At 26.4% G+C, this 14,582-nt stretch carries 16 protein-coding genes and 1 pseudogene; 4 read left to right on the forward strand and 13 right to left on the reverse strand.

The window, feature by feature from the left end:
* Window positions 1-142: 142 nt before the first annotated feature.
* The 4 genes from FRIFI_RS08205 to FRIFI_RS08220 all read right to left on the reverse strand — a co-directional run bounded on the left by FRIFI_RS08205 (window position 143) and on the right by FRIFI_RS08220 (window position 3,013).
* Window positions 143-727, reverse strand: a complete 585-nt coding sequence (locus FRIFI_RS08205; protein ID WP_092925370.1) for a CDP-alcohol phosphatidyltransferase family protein — start codon at window positions 725-727, stop codon at window positions 143-145.
* Window positions 728-743: 16 nt separating this feature from the next.
* Window positions 744-1,397, reverse strand: coding sequence for a TVP38/TMEM64 family protein (locus FRIFI_RS08210; RefSeq protein WP_166505576.1), 654 nt, complete (start codon window positions 1,395-1,397; stop codon window positions 744-746).
* On the reverse strand, window positions 1,390-2,211 hold the full coding sequence (locus FRIFI_RS08215) for a heterodisulfide reductase-related iron-sulfur binding cluster (RefSeq protein WP_166505577.1): 822 nt from the start codon (window positions 2,209-2,211) through the stop codon (window positions 1,390-1,392). The genes FRIFI_RS08210 and FRIFI_RS08215 overlap by 8 nt, the downstream gene beginning before the upstream one ends.
* A gap of 82 nt (window positions 2,212-2,293) precedes the next feature.
* A complete protein-coding gene (locus FRIFI_RS08220; RefSeq protein WP_330405509.1) occupies window positions 2,294-3,013 on the reverse strand; it encodes a TVP38/TMEM64 family protein in 720 nt (239 codons plus the stop codon).
* A 282-nt stretch (window positions 3,014-3,295) separates the two neighbouring features.
* Here FRIFI_RS08220 and FRIFI_RS08225 point away from each other — a divergent pair, with 282 nt between their 5' ends.
* Window positions 3,296-3,646, forward strand: coding sequence for a hypothetical protein (locus FRIFI_RS08225; protein ID WP_166505578.1), 351 nt, complete (start codon window positions 3,296-3,298; stop codon window positions 3,644-3,646).
* Window positions 3,647-3,685: 39 nt separating this feature from the next.
* Here the strand turns inward: FRIFI_RS08225 and FRIFI_RS08230 are convergent, their stop codons facing one another.
* From FRIFI_RS08230 to FRIFI_RS08240, 3 genes are all read right to left on the reverse strand, one after another.
* Window positions 3,686-3,910, reverse strand: coding sequence for a hypothetical protein (locus tag FRIFI_RS08230; protein WP_092925364.1), 225 nt, complete (start codon window positions 3,908-3,910; stop codon window positions 3,686-3,688).
* Between the two features lie 87 nt (window positions 3,911-3,997).
* A complete protein-coding gene (locus FRIFI_RS08235; protein WP_166505579.1) occupies window positions 3,998-4,930 on the reverse strand; it encodes a DUF362 domain-containing protein in 933 nt (310 codons plus the stop codon).
* A 166-nt stretch (window positions 4,931-5,096) separates the two neighbouring features.
* Window positions 5,097-5,846, reverse strand: a complete 750-nt coding sequence (locus tag FRIFI_RS08240; RefSeq protein WP_092925360.1) for an acyl-[acyl-carrier-protein] thioesterase — start codon at window positions 5,844-5,846, stop codon at window positions 5,097-5,099.
* A 234-nt stretch (window positions 5,847-6,080) separates the two neighbouring features.
* Here FRIFI_RS08240 and FRIFI_RS08245 point away from each other — a divergent pair, with 234 nt between their 5' ends.
* Window positions 6,081-6,929 carry a DegV family protein gene (locus FRIFI_RS08245; RefSeq protein ID WP_166505580.1) on the forward strand — a complete coding sequence of 283 codons (849 nt, stop codon included), beginning with the start codon at window positions 6,081-6,083 and terminating at the stop codon, window positions 6,927-6,929.
* Between the two features lie 151 nt (window positions 6,930-7,080).
* Here the strand turns inward: FRIFI_RS08245 and FRIFI_RS08250 are convergent, their stop codons facing one another.
* From FRIFI_RS08250 to FRIFI_RS15400, 4 genes and pseudogenes are all read right to left on the reverse strand, one after another.
* The gene (locus tag FRIFI_RS08250; protein ID WP_166505581.1) at window positions 7,081-9,345 is read right to left on the reverse strand and encodes a xanthine dehydrogenase family protein molybdopterin-binding subunit; all 2,265 of its coding nucleotides are present in this window, start codon (window positions 9,343-9,345) and stop codon (window positions 7,081-7,083) included.
* On the reverse strand, window positions 9,346-9,795 hold the full coding sequence (locus FRIFI_RS08255) for a (2Fe-2S)-binding protein (protein ID WP_092925355.1): 450 nt from the start codon (window positions 9,793-9,795) through the stop codon (window positions 9,346-9,348). It abuts the gene before it with no gap.
* The gene (locus tag FRIFI_RS08260) at window positions 9,795-10,583 is read right to left on the reverse strand and encodes an FAD binding domain-containing protein (RefSeq protein WP_092925352.1); all 789 of its coding nucleotides are present in this window, start codon (window positions 10,581-10,583) and stop codon (window positions 9,795-9,797) included. Before FRIFI_RS08260 ends, FRIFI_RS08255 begins: the two co-directional genes overlap by 1 nt.
* A 200-nt stretch (window positions 10,584-10,783) precedes the next feature.
* Window positions 10,784-11,562: pseudogene (locus FRIFI_RS15400) on the reverse strand (HAD family hydrolase); the annotation flags it as partial.
* Between the two features lie 114 nt (window positions 11,563-11,676).
* Between FRIFI_RS15400 and FRIFI_RS08275 the strand changes: the two are divergent.
* Both FRIFI_RS08275 and FRIFI_RS08280 read left to right on the forward strand, forming a co-directional pair.
* A complete protein-coding gene (locus FRIFI_RS08275; RefSeq protein WP_166505583.1) occupies window positions 11,677-12,030 on the forward strand; it encodes a hypothetical protein in 354 nt (117 codons plus the stop codon).
* A gap of 158 nt (window positions 12,031-12,188) precedes the next feature.
* Entirely contained in the window at window positions 12,189-12,392 is a 204-nt protein-coding gene (locus FRIFI_RS08280; RefSeq protein ID WP_092925346.1) for a hypothetical protein, read from the forward strand.
* 126 nt (window positions 12,393-12,518) lie between these two features.
* Here FRIFI_RS08280 and msrA read toward each other — a convergent pair whose 3' ends face one another.
* Together msrA and FRIFI_RS08290 are read right to left on the reverse strand one after the other, a co-directional pair.
* A complete protein-coding gene (gene msrA / locus FRIFI_RS08285) occupies window positions 12,519-13,472 on the reverse strand; it encodes a peptide-methionine (S)-S-oxide reductase MsrA (protein WP_166505584.1) in 954 nt (317 codons plus the stop codon).
* 122 nt (window positions 13,473-13,594) lie between these two features.
* A complete protein-coding gene (locus FRIFI_RS08290) occupies window positions 13,595-14,410 on the reverse strand; it encodes a CPBP family intramembrane glutamic endopeptidase (protein WP_092925344.1) in 816 nt (271 codons plus the stop codon).
* Between the last annotated feature and the right edge of the window lie 172 nt (window positions 14,411-14,582).

Raw genomic sequence — 14,582 nt, forward strand, 5'->3', positions numbered from 1 at the left:
AATTCTACAGTTTTAATGGCAGTTAATTAAATGCCTATTTTAACCGTAGTTTTTTTTATAGACAGGAGGCTTTCGAACTGTCTTTTTAAGGTTACTTACGATATTATATAATATATATTTTTTTATTTCAAATATTTTAATATTACTTTAATATGTTTTTAGCTTCAATCATTCTTTGAAGTGCTGTTATTATAACTATAAACGAAAATATATTAACTACTATACCTAAATAACTTTCAAAAATCATCATAAGAGATAACATTATAAATCCTTCACTTCTTTCAGCTACTCCTGCTTGATAATAAAATGATTTTATTCCGCTTTTTTCACTAACTGCACCAACTGTTAAAAATATTACCATTGATATTAATATACAAGCTAATAATACAATAATATTTAATCTTATCTCTTCAAATTTTAGTGCACTTACAAATATTATACCTATTTCTACTATCCTATCAAACGTAACATCTAACACTGTTCCAAAACTAGATGATGAGTCTGTTTTTCTAGCTATACTTCCATCTACTGCATCTAAGTATCCAGATATCCAAAGTAGCATTACAGCTAGTATATTTTTATCTAAATATAATAATACTGCTGATAATACCCCCAGTATAAGAGCTAGTGTAGTTACAGTGTTTGCGCTAATTTTTCTTTTTATAAATATATTTGCTCCAAATTCTATAAATGGATTTACATATTTTCTAGCATGTGTGTCTAACATATTATTTCCCTTCTATTTAATGTTTTTCTTCTAATTTATCTTTTAGAAATTTATTTTTTAAAAATATTGATACAGTAAATAATAATACTAAAAGAGCTATTGAAATATAAAAGCTAGTACTTTTTATATTTAAAGAAGTAGCCCCTATATTTGTAAATACTGCTATACCAGGAATAGTTCCAAATAGTGTAGCTAGTATAAAATCCTTATATTTTACATTTGTAATACCTGCTCCATAGCTTATTACATCAAATGGAAATAGTGGTATTAACCTTAATAGAAATATTATATAAAATCCATTTTTTTCTATTAATCTTTCTATTTTTTCTAACTTATCACTTGACTTTCTTTTAATTATTTCTTTTCCTAAATACCTAGCTATAAAAAATGCTATACTTGCACCTATTAAAGCTCCTATTGTTGTATATATATACCCCTTACTAAATCCAAATATTAGACCTGCTGATATTGCAAGTACTGAATCTGGAAAAAATGTTAGAGGTACTAATGAAAACATCACTATATATATAAGTGGAGCTAATACACCAAATGTTTTTACATATTCTTTTATTGTATATATATCAACATTATTACCTATATATCTATTTGTAATTACTACAAAAGCTAATATCCCTATTATGACTAGTATTTTTTTTAACTTATTATTCATATTTTCTCCTATTATTTAGTTTATATCTATTTATCCATGAATTTATACTAGATTTATTATATTGTGTAAACTTATCTTTGTTTAAATATTCTTCATTAAAAATTAAGTCTAATATATGAATTGAATTTTTCCCTCCATTTATCATAAACTTAACACATGTTTCACAGTAACATATAGTATAATCACTTTTTGTTTGAGAACATCTTTTTTCAAGTTGTTTTTTCTTATTTTCATTGTCTGTAAATATAGCTCCACAACACATAGAACTACTTCTATTTTTTTCAAATTCACTGTATTTAATTCCTAAGCTTTTAAGTATATCTCTTGCACTTATATATATAGATTCAACGCCTCTTATTGCACAAGAATCATGTATTGCAAATTCTATATTTAGATCACTATAATATCCAATTAACCTATTATCTAATCCAAATTCTCTTATGACATCTAATAAAAAATATACTTCTATATTTTTACTATTTTCACTTAAACTTTTATAACAATTAGGACATGACGTTATAACCTTTTTAACATTGTTAGTATTTAGAGTTTCATCTAAATTTTTATAGTATTTTTCAAATGATTTATAATCTTTTATCATTATACTTGGTTTATAACAACAAGAAAAAGTTATTCCTATATTTTTTATATGACCTCTTAAATAATTATATATATTTAGTATAATCTTTTCATCATACCCACTCAAACTACACCCTGGCATAAATAATACATCAGCATCTTCATCTATAAAAGTTTTTCTAAATAATTTATTATTGCTGCTAATTTGATGTATTTTATATGGTAGTTTACTCATTTTATCACCTTCCTTAAACTTATTTTAAAATAATTTTTTATATAATTTACAAAACAATATGGATTGGCTTAGCCAATCCACATTATTTTTCTTTTAAAGATTTATTTAAATTACTATTTTTTTCATTGTAAATCTTTTTAAGCATATATCCAAGTATACTTAATGCAAATAATATCATAAGGCCTGTTACTACAAATTTTAAGGAACCTGTTAACATATCTCCAACATAAGAATATATTATAGTTGCAGGAAGCTGTCCTATGCCTGTTGCTATAAAAAATGAACTAAACTTCATTGAAGTAAGACCTGCTGCGTAGCTAACAAGGTCAAAAGATATAAATGGTAGTAATCTAGCTATTAATATTGTATGTTTTCCGTACTTGTCAAAGAAGTTATCTATGTTATCTAATGCATATTTGCTTGTAAGCTTTATAACTACATCTCTACCTAAAAATCTTGCTATATAAAAGCATAATGCTGCTCCTACCATTGAACTAGTCCATGAAAGCATTGCTCCTTTTACCCACCCAAATAAAGCCGCATTAGCAAAAGTTATTAAAAATGCTGGAAGTGGTGCTGCCACTGATTGAAGTATCATAAGTAAAAAAGATATTATAGGTGCTAATATACCAAAAGATAATATATATTCTTTTATAGCATCTATGTTTAGCATACTTAAATAAAATATCATCTGATTTATACCTTTATTTATCTGCGGTATAAATAAATATATACCTATTACTAATAACGATACACCTATTTTTACTGATATATTTTTTAATTTATTATCTATTTTTATCACCTACTATGTCCTATTTATATATTTTTTATGACATTATGACCATTTATAATATAATTCATAATAATATTTAAATTTTTAAAGTCATTCTTAAATATTTTAGCATAAACAGTGCAAAATTCTTATAAATATATATATTGTAATTTTATATACCAATAACTACATATATTGATTTTTTCTATACATAATTTATATTTTACAAAAATTTATTTATATATAAATTTTGTGTAACAATTTTTATCAAGATGCATATCATAAATATTAATATGTATAATTGGAGGTTTTATGCCTAGAAATAAAGTTCTTAATAACTGTAATTTAATAGTCAATAATTGTAATTCATTTTCTAATCAAAATCTTATACTAGTTACTATATTGGCAGCAATCATAGGTCAAGAAATAGAAAACGATGAAGAATTAGCACTTCTTGGTACATTTTTTATAGTTTTAGGAGAACAGTTATCTTTAGTCTCTGAAAGTAGAATAGTATGTAGAGAAGTCAATAAAGAATTAGAAAATTTAAATGATGAAGCAGAAGTTGATGAAATTAATGAAGTATTTTTAAGAAATACCTCAAGAAAAAAAGTAAAAAAAATTAAGAAAAAATACATAAAAAAATATAGTGACAAAAAATAAAAAGGCTATAATTTATGCATTATAGCCTTTTTATTTAAATTACTCTCTATAGTAATTTTTTTCTCTTGCTGTTTTTTGATCATTATTTAAATTACTATTTTTAGTTCTAGTTTTGCTGCTATAGATAGCTTCATTTTCTGATGCCATCTTAGCATTTACTTCAGTTTCATTAGCTCCATTTATACCTAATTCATGTGCTATTTCTATTTTTTCATTTTCATAATCTTGCATTCTTCTAGTGCTATGTTTTTTTTGGTTAGTCATGTTGCCACATCCTTTGGTTTTATTTCTATATATATTATTTCACTTCTATAATTTAAAATTCTTATAAAACATTACCAATTTATATATCTATCTACCATGTATATCTTTAAGCTTTTCTTTATCAACCCTTACTTCACTATCACCATATGCACACTTGCTAAATATCTTTTCTGCTTCTTCTAAGCTTAACCCTTTTATTTCCATATTCTTAGGGTCAGATTCTCCTATGTTATCTTTATCTAATCCATAGAGATAACATACTGCTTGTGGTAAAAAGCCTAGAAGCCTTGCTCCTATGCAATCTGCTGCTAGTGGATCTGTTGATGCTATAATAAGTCCTGGTGTATCTACTGCCATTCCATTATGAGGTCCTGTACCTACCATAGCTTTATCACAGCTTATTATACTTAAGTCTATAGGTATTTCATTTGCCATAGCTCTTATGAATCCATGCAAGTCCTTATGAATCCCTGTATTTTTTTTTGGATACCCATGGATTTCTGCTGGCGGCCATCCCATTGCTATATTTTTTATCGCACTTGTTATTGTTGCTTCTTCATGATGCTTTAACTGAGTAAATGATATTATTACATCTGCTTTATTTACTATTTCATTTATAGGAGTTGATTTTATTATGTCATGCTTTAGCTTTAAATCTATATATGGACCATAATTCATATCAACAAATTCTATTTTTTCTTCTTCTATTATTTTGTCATACCCTACATTTTTCATAACCTCTGTAGTCTTTTTACTTCCAGATCCTGTTGCTATATATATTTTGCTAGGTTCTTTTTCTTTTATATACTGTATAAGTGTTTTTAAAGTTTTAGGACCTACAATTCCTGCATCTTTTGGTTTGCTATCTTTTACCCAGTTAGGATTTATAACTACTGCGTCTCCTTTTTTTATAATTTTATCTATTGGCAATAAATCTAAAGCTTTTTCTAATGATTTAGATTCTGTCATTGCCTTAGTTATTGAAACTATAGGTTCTTTAATCCTTCTCTCTCTTATCATAAAATCACCTCGTCTTTAGTATTTTTTTAAAATTTTAAATTTTATGTAACTAGCTATTATCATCAATATTTATATATCTATTATTTTCATATATTTAAATAAAATACTAGCAACTACTAAAGGATTCTAATTTCATATATAAAAATAGTCTAAGTTTGTATAAAACTTAGACTATTTTTACCCATTTACTTTCAAGAAGGGATATTTCATTTTTATTTTCATCAACTATTTGATGTATTGCTATTATATAATCGTCTTCATATTCTATCTGACTTTCTACCACTACTTCATTATTATATTTAAGCTGCTTTTCATAAGCTACTAAAAGTTCACTTATTCTATAGTTTTTAAGTACTTCAAAAGGCATTGAATCTATTATCCACATTATATAATGAGAATTACCTACATGTATATTTATATCTATATCAGAGTATCTTATATCAAAATTCTTAGATATATCTATTCTAGATGGTCTTCTCATTTTTAACTTATTTATCTTAACACTTCTATCCTCTTTTACTTCATATCTCTCATAATAGCTACTTGGTATACTGCAAGGCTTAGCTTTTTTTATATCTATATAAAATGCTAAAGTGTCTCCACTTAATATTAATTCTTCTTTTTCATTATATATTTTAAAGTTTCTAAGTGCATAAAACTTTCTAAATGCTTTTACATATGTTACAATTTTAAGCTTTTCTTTATAATTAGCTTTACCATGTACTTTTATATCATAATTAAATATAACCCAAGTATAATCACTTTCTTTAAAATCAGTAAATGATGCTCCTAAGCTAATATCCTGGCTAAATGCTGCATCTGACATAAAATCCATATATGACGAAAAATTACATTCGCCTCTTATATTCGTATCTCTATACGTTACTTCATATATTTTTTCAAATACTTTAGACATAATTAAAACTCCTAATACTTGTAATTATTCCTCTACTTTATTGATTATACTTCAAATTATATTCGAAATCAAATTAATATTATTTTACATAATTAAACTCAAAAACTATATATTTTACTTAGTTGCCAATTTAGTATATAATTCTATTATAGAGTAATTATTTAATATTCTATTACCAAGTTATAATATATTTATTATAATATTGTTCATATAAAAAAGGAGAGATATATATATATGGCTGTAAAAATAGTTACCGATAGTACTTCTTATATACCTAATGAGTATATACAAAAATATGACATATCTATCGTCTCATTAAATGTAGTTATGGATAATAACAGTATACGTGAGCTAGATGTAGATAACAAAGTCTTTTATGATGATATGGAAAAATGTGAGGAAATCCCTAAATCATCTCAACCATTTCCCGAAGAAATGTTAGATACATTTGAGAAAATAGTAAAAAATGGAGATTCTATTGTAGGAATATTCTTATCTTCTAAACTAAGCGGAACTTTTTCAAATGCTAACTTAATAAAGAATATGACAATTGAAAATTATCCAGATGCCGATATTACAATAATCGACTCTAAGACTACTTGTATGCAAATGGGATTTGCAGCTATTGAAGGTGCTAAAGCATCTTTAGAAGGAAAATCAAAAGACGAAATAGTTGATATAGTAAATCATACACTTGATAAAAGCAATTTCTTATTTACACCAGAAACACTGGAGTATTTAAAAAAAGGCGGTAGAATAGGTTCAGCTTCTGCCCTTTTAGGTACTTTACTTCAAATAAAACCAATTCTTACTGTTAGAGATGGTATAACTGGAGTATATACTAAAGTTAGAACTAGAAAAAAAGCAATTAATACTATTGCTAATACCGTGTTTGAAGATATCGAAAAAAACGGACTTGGAGATGTTATAGTCCATCATATAAACTGTGAGGAAGATGGATTAGAGCTTGCTAAAGCTTTAGAAGCTAAGTTAAATATTCCTGTTAAAATACAATCTATAGGGCCTATTGTAGGTGTTCATGTTGGACCTGGAAGTATAGGTATTGCTTACTTTACAAAATAATATAATTTTAGGCACTTATTATTTAATGATAGCATTTTATAAATTACATATTTTTCATTTTTATTTAAGTAAATAACTTTTAAATATTATAAAAGGTATGAAATACAAGTTGTATTTCATACCTTTTTATAATATTTATTCATATTTACAATTATTTATTCATAGTCATAAATATTTTTTCTGGAGTCATTGGTAAATCATTTATTCTAACACCTACACCATTGTATATAGCATCTTGTATAGCCGGTGCTGGAGTATTTACAACAACCTCTCCAACAGACTTAGCTCCAAATGGACCTGTTGGTTCATGAGTTTCTACAAAATCAACTATTATATTACCTACATCGCATCTAGCTGGTATTTTATATTGCATAAATGTATTAGTATCCATTTTACCTTTATCCGTATATCTTATTTCTTCAAATAATCCAAGTCCTATACCTTGTACTATTCCACCTTCAACTTGAACTTTAGCAAGATTTTTATTTATAACAGTTCCACAGTCTACTACTGCTACATAATCTATTACATCAACTTTACCGGTTTCTTTATCTATTTCAGTTTCTACAAATCCTGCTATAAATGGAGGAGGTGAAACAGGGCTACCATGAGATGCACATCCCACTAATTGATTTTTTTCAGGCCCTACGGTACAGTCAACAGCTATATCAAATACTAATATAGACTTATTTTCTGTAAATACTTTTTCCCCATCAAACTCTACATCTTCTTTATCTACACCAAGTCTAGTTGCTCCTAAACTCATTATTTTATTTCTAAGTTCATTAGCAGCTTTTACTACTGCCATACCTGTTACATATGTTGTAGATGATGCATATGAACCTGGATCATATGGAACTACATCTGTATCTGCTGCTATTACAGTTATTTTATCCATGGTAGTTTCAAGTATTTCACAAGCCATTTGAGAAAGTATAGTGTCACTTCCCGTACCCATATCCGTTGAGCCTACTAGTAATGTATAATTTCCGTCATCGTTTAATCTTATTTCAGCACTTGCTGTATCTATCCCTGCAATTCCAGAACCTTGCATAGTAAGTGCCATACCAACACTTCTAACTTTTCCATTTCCTAAGTCTTTAGATGGGTATTTTTCATTCCATTTTATAAGATTTTTCCCTTTTTCTATACACTCTTTTAGATCTACTGAATTTAAAGTCTTATCATATGCAAATGAAATTTCTCCTTCATTTACTATATTTTTAAGCCTAAGTTCAGTTGGGTCCATATTTATCTCTTTTGCTAATTTATTTATAGTAGACTCTACTGCAAAACATCCTTGAGTAGCACCATATCCTCTAAATGCTCCTGCTGGCATTTTATTAGTATATACTACATGCCCTTTAAATCTAGATGCTTCTAATTTATTGTACATTGGCATAGTTTTTTCACCTACTAATCCAAATGTAGTTGATGCATGTTCTCCATAAGCACCAGTATCAGATAATGCATCTATATCTATAACTTTTATTATTCCATCTTTAGTGGCACCTATTTTAACATTTAATTTCATAGCATGTCTACTAGTTGAACAATTTTGAGTTTCTTTTCTGTCATAAAGTATTTTGGCTGGTTTTCCAGTTTTAAGTGTAACTATTGCACTAAATATTTCAACACAAGCAGTTTGCTTACCTCCAAAACCACCACCTATTCTTGGTTTTATAACTCTTATCTTACTAGATGGTATGTTTAAAGCTCTCGATAGATGTCGCCTAACATGAAATGGTATTTGTGTAGAACTTACTACTACCAATCTTCCCATATGATCTAGGTAATTATAAGATCTATAAGTTTCCATCATAGAATGAAGTTGTGATTGAGTATAATATGTTTCTTCTATAACTACGTCACATTCATTTAAAGTTTTTTCTACATCTCCTTTAGTATAATTATGAGTTGATACTATATTTTTCTCTCTAATCATACCTATATCAAAGTTGCAATGTCTCTCTTCATCATGAACTAATATATTAGTTTCAGTTGCCTTTTCAAAATCAAGTACTGGTTCTAGTACTTCATATTCTACTTTTATCATATTCATAGCTTTAACTGCTGTTTTTTCATCCTTAGCAGCAACTATTGCAACTTCATCTCCTACATATCTAACAGTATCTTCAAGTATTAATCTATCATATGGCGATGGCTCTGGGTAAGATTGACCTGCTAGTGTAAACCTAGTATCTGGTACATCTTTATATGTAAGTACACATTCCACTCCATCTACTAATAAAGCTCTTTTAGTGTCTATATTTTTTATTTTCGCATATGCATACGGGCTTCTTAGTATTTTTACAACTAAAGCATCTTTTGATGCTAAATCGTCTGTATATACTGGTTTTCCTGTAGCTATTGCCATTCCGTCTATTTTACCTATACTTTTACCTATTATCTTCATTTAATTTACCCCCAGATAAGTTTTAACTGCTCTTAGCTGTCCCATATACCCTGTACATCTACATAGATTTCCAGTTAAGTAGTGTATTATATCCTCTTCTGTAGGATTGTTTAATTCTTCTTTCATTGCTATTACTGTCATTATAAATCCTGGTGAACAAAATCCACATTGTTCAGAACCTTCACTAACTAATATCTTAGCAAAGTCACTAGCTTCCTTTTCTAATCCTTCTATTGTTGTTATCTCTTTATTTATAGCTCTAACTGTTAAAGTTGCACAAGATAGTACTGGCTTTTTATCTATCCATATAGAACATAAGCCACAGCATCCTGTATCACAGCCTCTTTTTACACTTAAGTTCCCTAATTTTCTTAAAGTGTCTACTAAATACTCTTCACATTCTATGTCAACTTTTCTTTTTTTACCATTTACTTTAAGTTCTACTAACATTATATAACCTCCATTATAGCTCTTTTTATAAGTACCCTAGCCATAGCATATCTATATTCTTTAGATGCTTTCATATTAGTTCCAAAAGATAATTCATCAACTGCTATTTGTACAGCCTTATCTATATTTTCATCAGTTATATTATTGTTCGATAAAAACTCACTTGCATTTTTTGCTTCTTTTGCAACTTGAGGTCTAGCTCCTATACATATTTTAAATGTATTATCTAATTTTGATACTGCTACATTTACTATTGGATAGTCACTTTTAGCATTTCTTAAAGATTTATATGATGCTTTTTTATTATTCTTTTTTATGTATATCTTAGTTAATAAATCTTTTTCATAACCTTTATCTAAAAATTTATCTAAAGTCATTCTTCCTTTACTAAAAGTCTCTATTTCAGTATCTAAACAAAGTAGAGCTATTATTAAATCAGAAAATCCATACTTAGAAAATACTGTAGCACCTACAGTTACAACACTTCTAAATTGAACTCCTATTATATCTCTTACACTGTGGTTTAAAATATCACCAAAGTTATTTTTTATTATATCACTAGTTTCTAATTCTCTAAATGTTGTCATAGCACCTATTTCAACATAATCTTCATCTTCTTTTATATAATCTAGATTTAAATTAGATAACTCTATTCCTGTGCCTATTCTTTTTTTACCCATCCTTAAAAAAGCACTTCCACCTATTATCTGATTATTTTTTCTTTTCATTAATATGGCATATGCTTCTTCTATTGTTGTCGGTTGAACAATGTCTGTAAGTGTAAACATATTTCCTCCCCAATTTGTATTAGTTTTGATTAATTATACCATATTTTAGCCATTCTAGACAATAAAATTCGTTATATATACTAACGTTTATTTTCCATTTAAAAAGTAAGTTCGATTTTATTTAACTTAAAATATATTTACTGTTTTTAATAAAAAAAGTCATTCTAAATATTTTTTAGAATGACCTTTAAATTTAAATATTAAGCAAAAGCTTCATTTCCTATAGCTAATTCTTTTATAGCTTCTATAACTCCATTTTCATCATTGGTTTTTGTTACAAACCTTGCTTTTTCTTTTATTTTATCCTCTGCGTTTCCCATTGCAAAACTATAGTAAGCCGATTCCATCATCTCTAAATCATTCATATGATCTCCAAATACCATAGTTTCTTCATATGATATATTAAATTTTTTTTGTATTACTTTTATAGCTTGCTTTTTATTTCCATTAGATTCACATATATCTAGACTATTAGGCCCAGACATAGATATACTTAAATCTTTCTTATAATCTTTAATATTTGTTAACACGTCTTTTATTATATTTTCATCTGCAAAAACACTAACCTTCATTATACTATCATTTATCTTGGTTATATCTTCTACAACCTCAACATCTGTATTCCATGCTTTACAAGCTATCTTAACCTTTAAACTTTCACTATATGTTTTTTCTTTTCCACAAAATATAGTATTATGATTAGCATATTTTCTTATAATGTTTGATATACTTTTTAATTTTTCTTATCTATATAATTTTCATATAAAACTTCGCCCTTATAGACAACTAAATTTCCATTGTTAGGTGCAAGTATTATATTATCTATTATTTCTTTCTTAAATATATTAGTTAAAGACTGTATTTCCCTACCACTTACTGCTGCAAATAGTATGTTATTAGAATTAAGTTGTTCTAAAACTTCATAAAATTCTTTATCAACACATTTATTTGAGTCAAGTAGTGTCCCATCCATATCTGAACCGATTAATTTTATCATACCCTTTACTCCTTGCCATATATTTTGTAAATTTATTGTATATCACTTATACAACATTATATAATAATTATAAACTTTTAGAAAGGATTGTGCTTTATGAAAATAGTTTCATCAAAAAAAGATCTAGATATAGCCCTTAACGATAGCGAAAATAAAATTGTAGTTAGTAATTTTAAAATTGTAAATTCTTTAAAGTTGCTTAACAATATTAATATAACGCATGCACAACGAAACAGATGCAAATATACCCTAGAAAATAATATAGATGATTCGGCATTTTTAGGATTTATAGGTTTTGCACCAATAATATCTGAAATAGGAAACGTTTCATTCTTAAATTCTATGGGTATAATTTCTAGTGTAGGTTTACATCAAATACTTATAATATTAAGTCATTATACTATAAAATATGACGATAAAAACAATAATATTATATTAACTAAGATATAATAATTCATAATAAATTAATTTTAGGAGGGCTTATGATTATAAATATAACCGATTTAGCAAAAAATGCGTTAGATAATTTATTTATAGAGTATAATGTTGATTAAAAAAATATAAGACTTTATTTAAAAGAAATTGCATGACATGGACCTATATTTGACTTGGCTCTGGATGAGGCAAAAGAAAATGATAATATATTTAAAGTAGATGGGTATAATGTAATAATTGATAAGGATTTATCTACTAAATTTAGTGTTGTTAACATCTATTATAATTCATTTGAATATTATGGTAATTTTAAAATAACAACTGATTTTATATGGAAAGATGAATACCATTACTGCGATTGGTCTAAAAAATGGTAAAAAATACCCTAGCTTACTAGGGTATTTTTTATATTAGTCTTATGTCTTTATAAAATTTCTTGTTTATAAAAAGTTTAGTTAATATTTAATTTTGTTGTAATTTAAAATCCTTATTACCTAAGACTCTTATTCAAACAAGCTTAAATAGTCTTCATATCCTTCTTCTTTCATTTTCTCTTTAGGTATAAAGTTTAAGGATGCTGAATTTATGCAGTATCTAAGACCACCTTTTTCTTTAGGGCCATCATCAAATACATGACCTAAGTGAGAATTGGCCTTGCTACTTCTAACTTCTGTTCTGAACATACCATGAGAAAAATCACTTTTTTCCATTATAGAATTTTTATTTACTGGCTTTGTAAAACTTGGCCATCCACATCCTGAATCAAATTTATCTTTTGATGAAAATAAAACTTCACCACTTACTATATCTACATATATACCTTCTTCTTTATTATCAAAATACTTATTTTTAAATGCAGGTTCAGTCTTATCATTTTGTGTTACTTCAAATTGAATTGGAGTTAGTTTCTTTTTTAGTTCTTCTCTATTAAAATTATTTTTATCCCAATTTTCCTTTATAAACTTATATCTACCTGATCCTACATAATACATATAGTAATGATTTGGATTTTTCTTATAATAATCTTGATGATAGTCTTCCGCTTCGTAAAATTTAGTAGCTTCTCTTATCTCTGTAACTATTTCAGAATCAAATACCTTACTATTTTCTAGTTTTTTCTTTGATCTAGTAGCAATCTCTTTTTGCTCTTTATCATGATAAAATATTACAGTTTTATATTTTTCTCCTCTATCATTAAATTGACCATAACTATCTGTTGGGTCTATTTGTTTCCAATATATATCTAAAAGTTCATCATAACTTATTACTTCATCATCATAAGTAACTTCTATAGCCTCTATGTGGCCTGTTTTATCACTACAAACTTCTTCATATGTAGGATTTTTCGTGTGTCCTCCAGTATATCCTGATACAACTTTAAGTACTCCATCATATTTATCAAAAGGTTTTACCATACACCAAAAACATCCACCTGCAAAAGTTGCCTTTTTTATCAAACTTATCACTCCTTATAAAATATATACGTTATTTATTCCCTTTTTCTACATTAGATAATCTCCTTTTTATATAGTCTTTTTCTAAAGATATTTTATAATCTTCATATATATTAGCACTATTATTATTTAATATATTTTTTATTTAGATTTATAAATCTTATGTAGTAGTATACAGAAAGTGTCGTTATGACCAATCCTAAAATCAAGTACATATGTATTGTTGATGTAGTCATATCTATATTTTTATTTATCTTAGATTCTTGTGGTAACTTTAAAACTATAGACATTGAGTTATTTATAATATGTAAAAAAATTGGAATTAAGATATTTTCATATTTTATATATAATATACAAAGCACCCCTCCAAACAAACTTGCAAGTATAGATTTATCTATGCTATGACCTATTCCGAATAAAATAGATGATATTAATATACCAATTTTATAATTATATTTTTTAGATATACTGATAAATAATACTTTCCTAAATATTATTTCTTCTAATATTGGTCCTATTATTGCTACACTTACTATCATTATAATAATATTTCCTGTATATATTGGATCACCTGATGATGTTAATAAGCTATTTTCATATGGTTTATAAGTTAACATAGCTATAGATATTAATAGCAATGTAACTCCTAAGCTTAACATAATGGAGTTTATATATCGTCCTATTATTTCTTTTATGTCTAATTTTTCTTTGAAATCTATGTAAGATTTTTTTATATCATCTATTGATATCCCTAAATATAATAATAAAATTATTATAGATATTACCTGAGTACAAATAATAAATACCTTATTTCTATCATCATATATAGATAGATTCATAAGAATACCTATATACTTATAATTAAAGGTTAGTACTATTAAAAATGATATTACTTGTATTAATATAAAATCTATTATTTTTATATCACTCTTTCTCCTCATAAAATGTCTCCTAGTTCATATATGATTTTTACATTTTAATACTTCCCTTTATATTATATCATTAGATATCAATTTTAAATTAATATTATTTATCATTAACTTAAAATAAAATATTACTATTGTTTATATACAAGCTACTTACCTAAATTTAAATGTATAACTTTATTTTAAA

The organism is Romboutsia hominis (assembly GCF_900002575.1).
In the GTDB taxonomy this organism is placed as follows: Bacteria; Bacillota; Clostridia; order Peptostreptococcales; family Peptostreptococcaceae; genus Romboutsia_C; species Romboutsia_C hominis.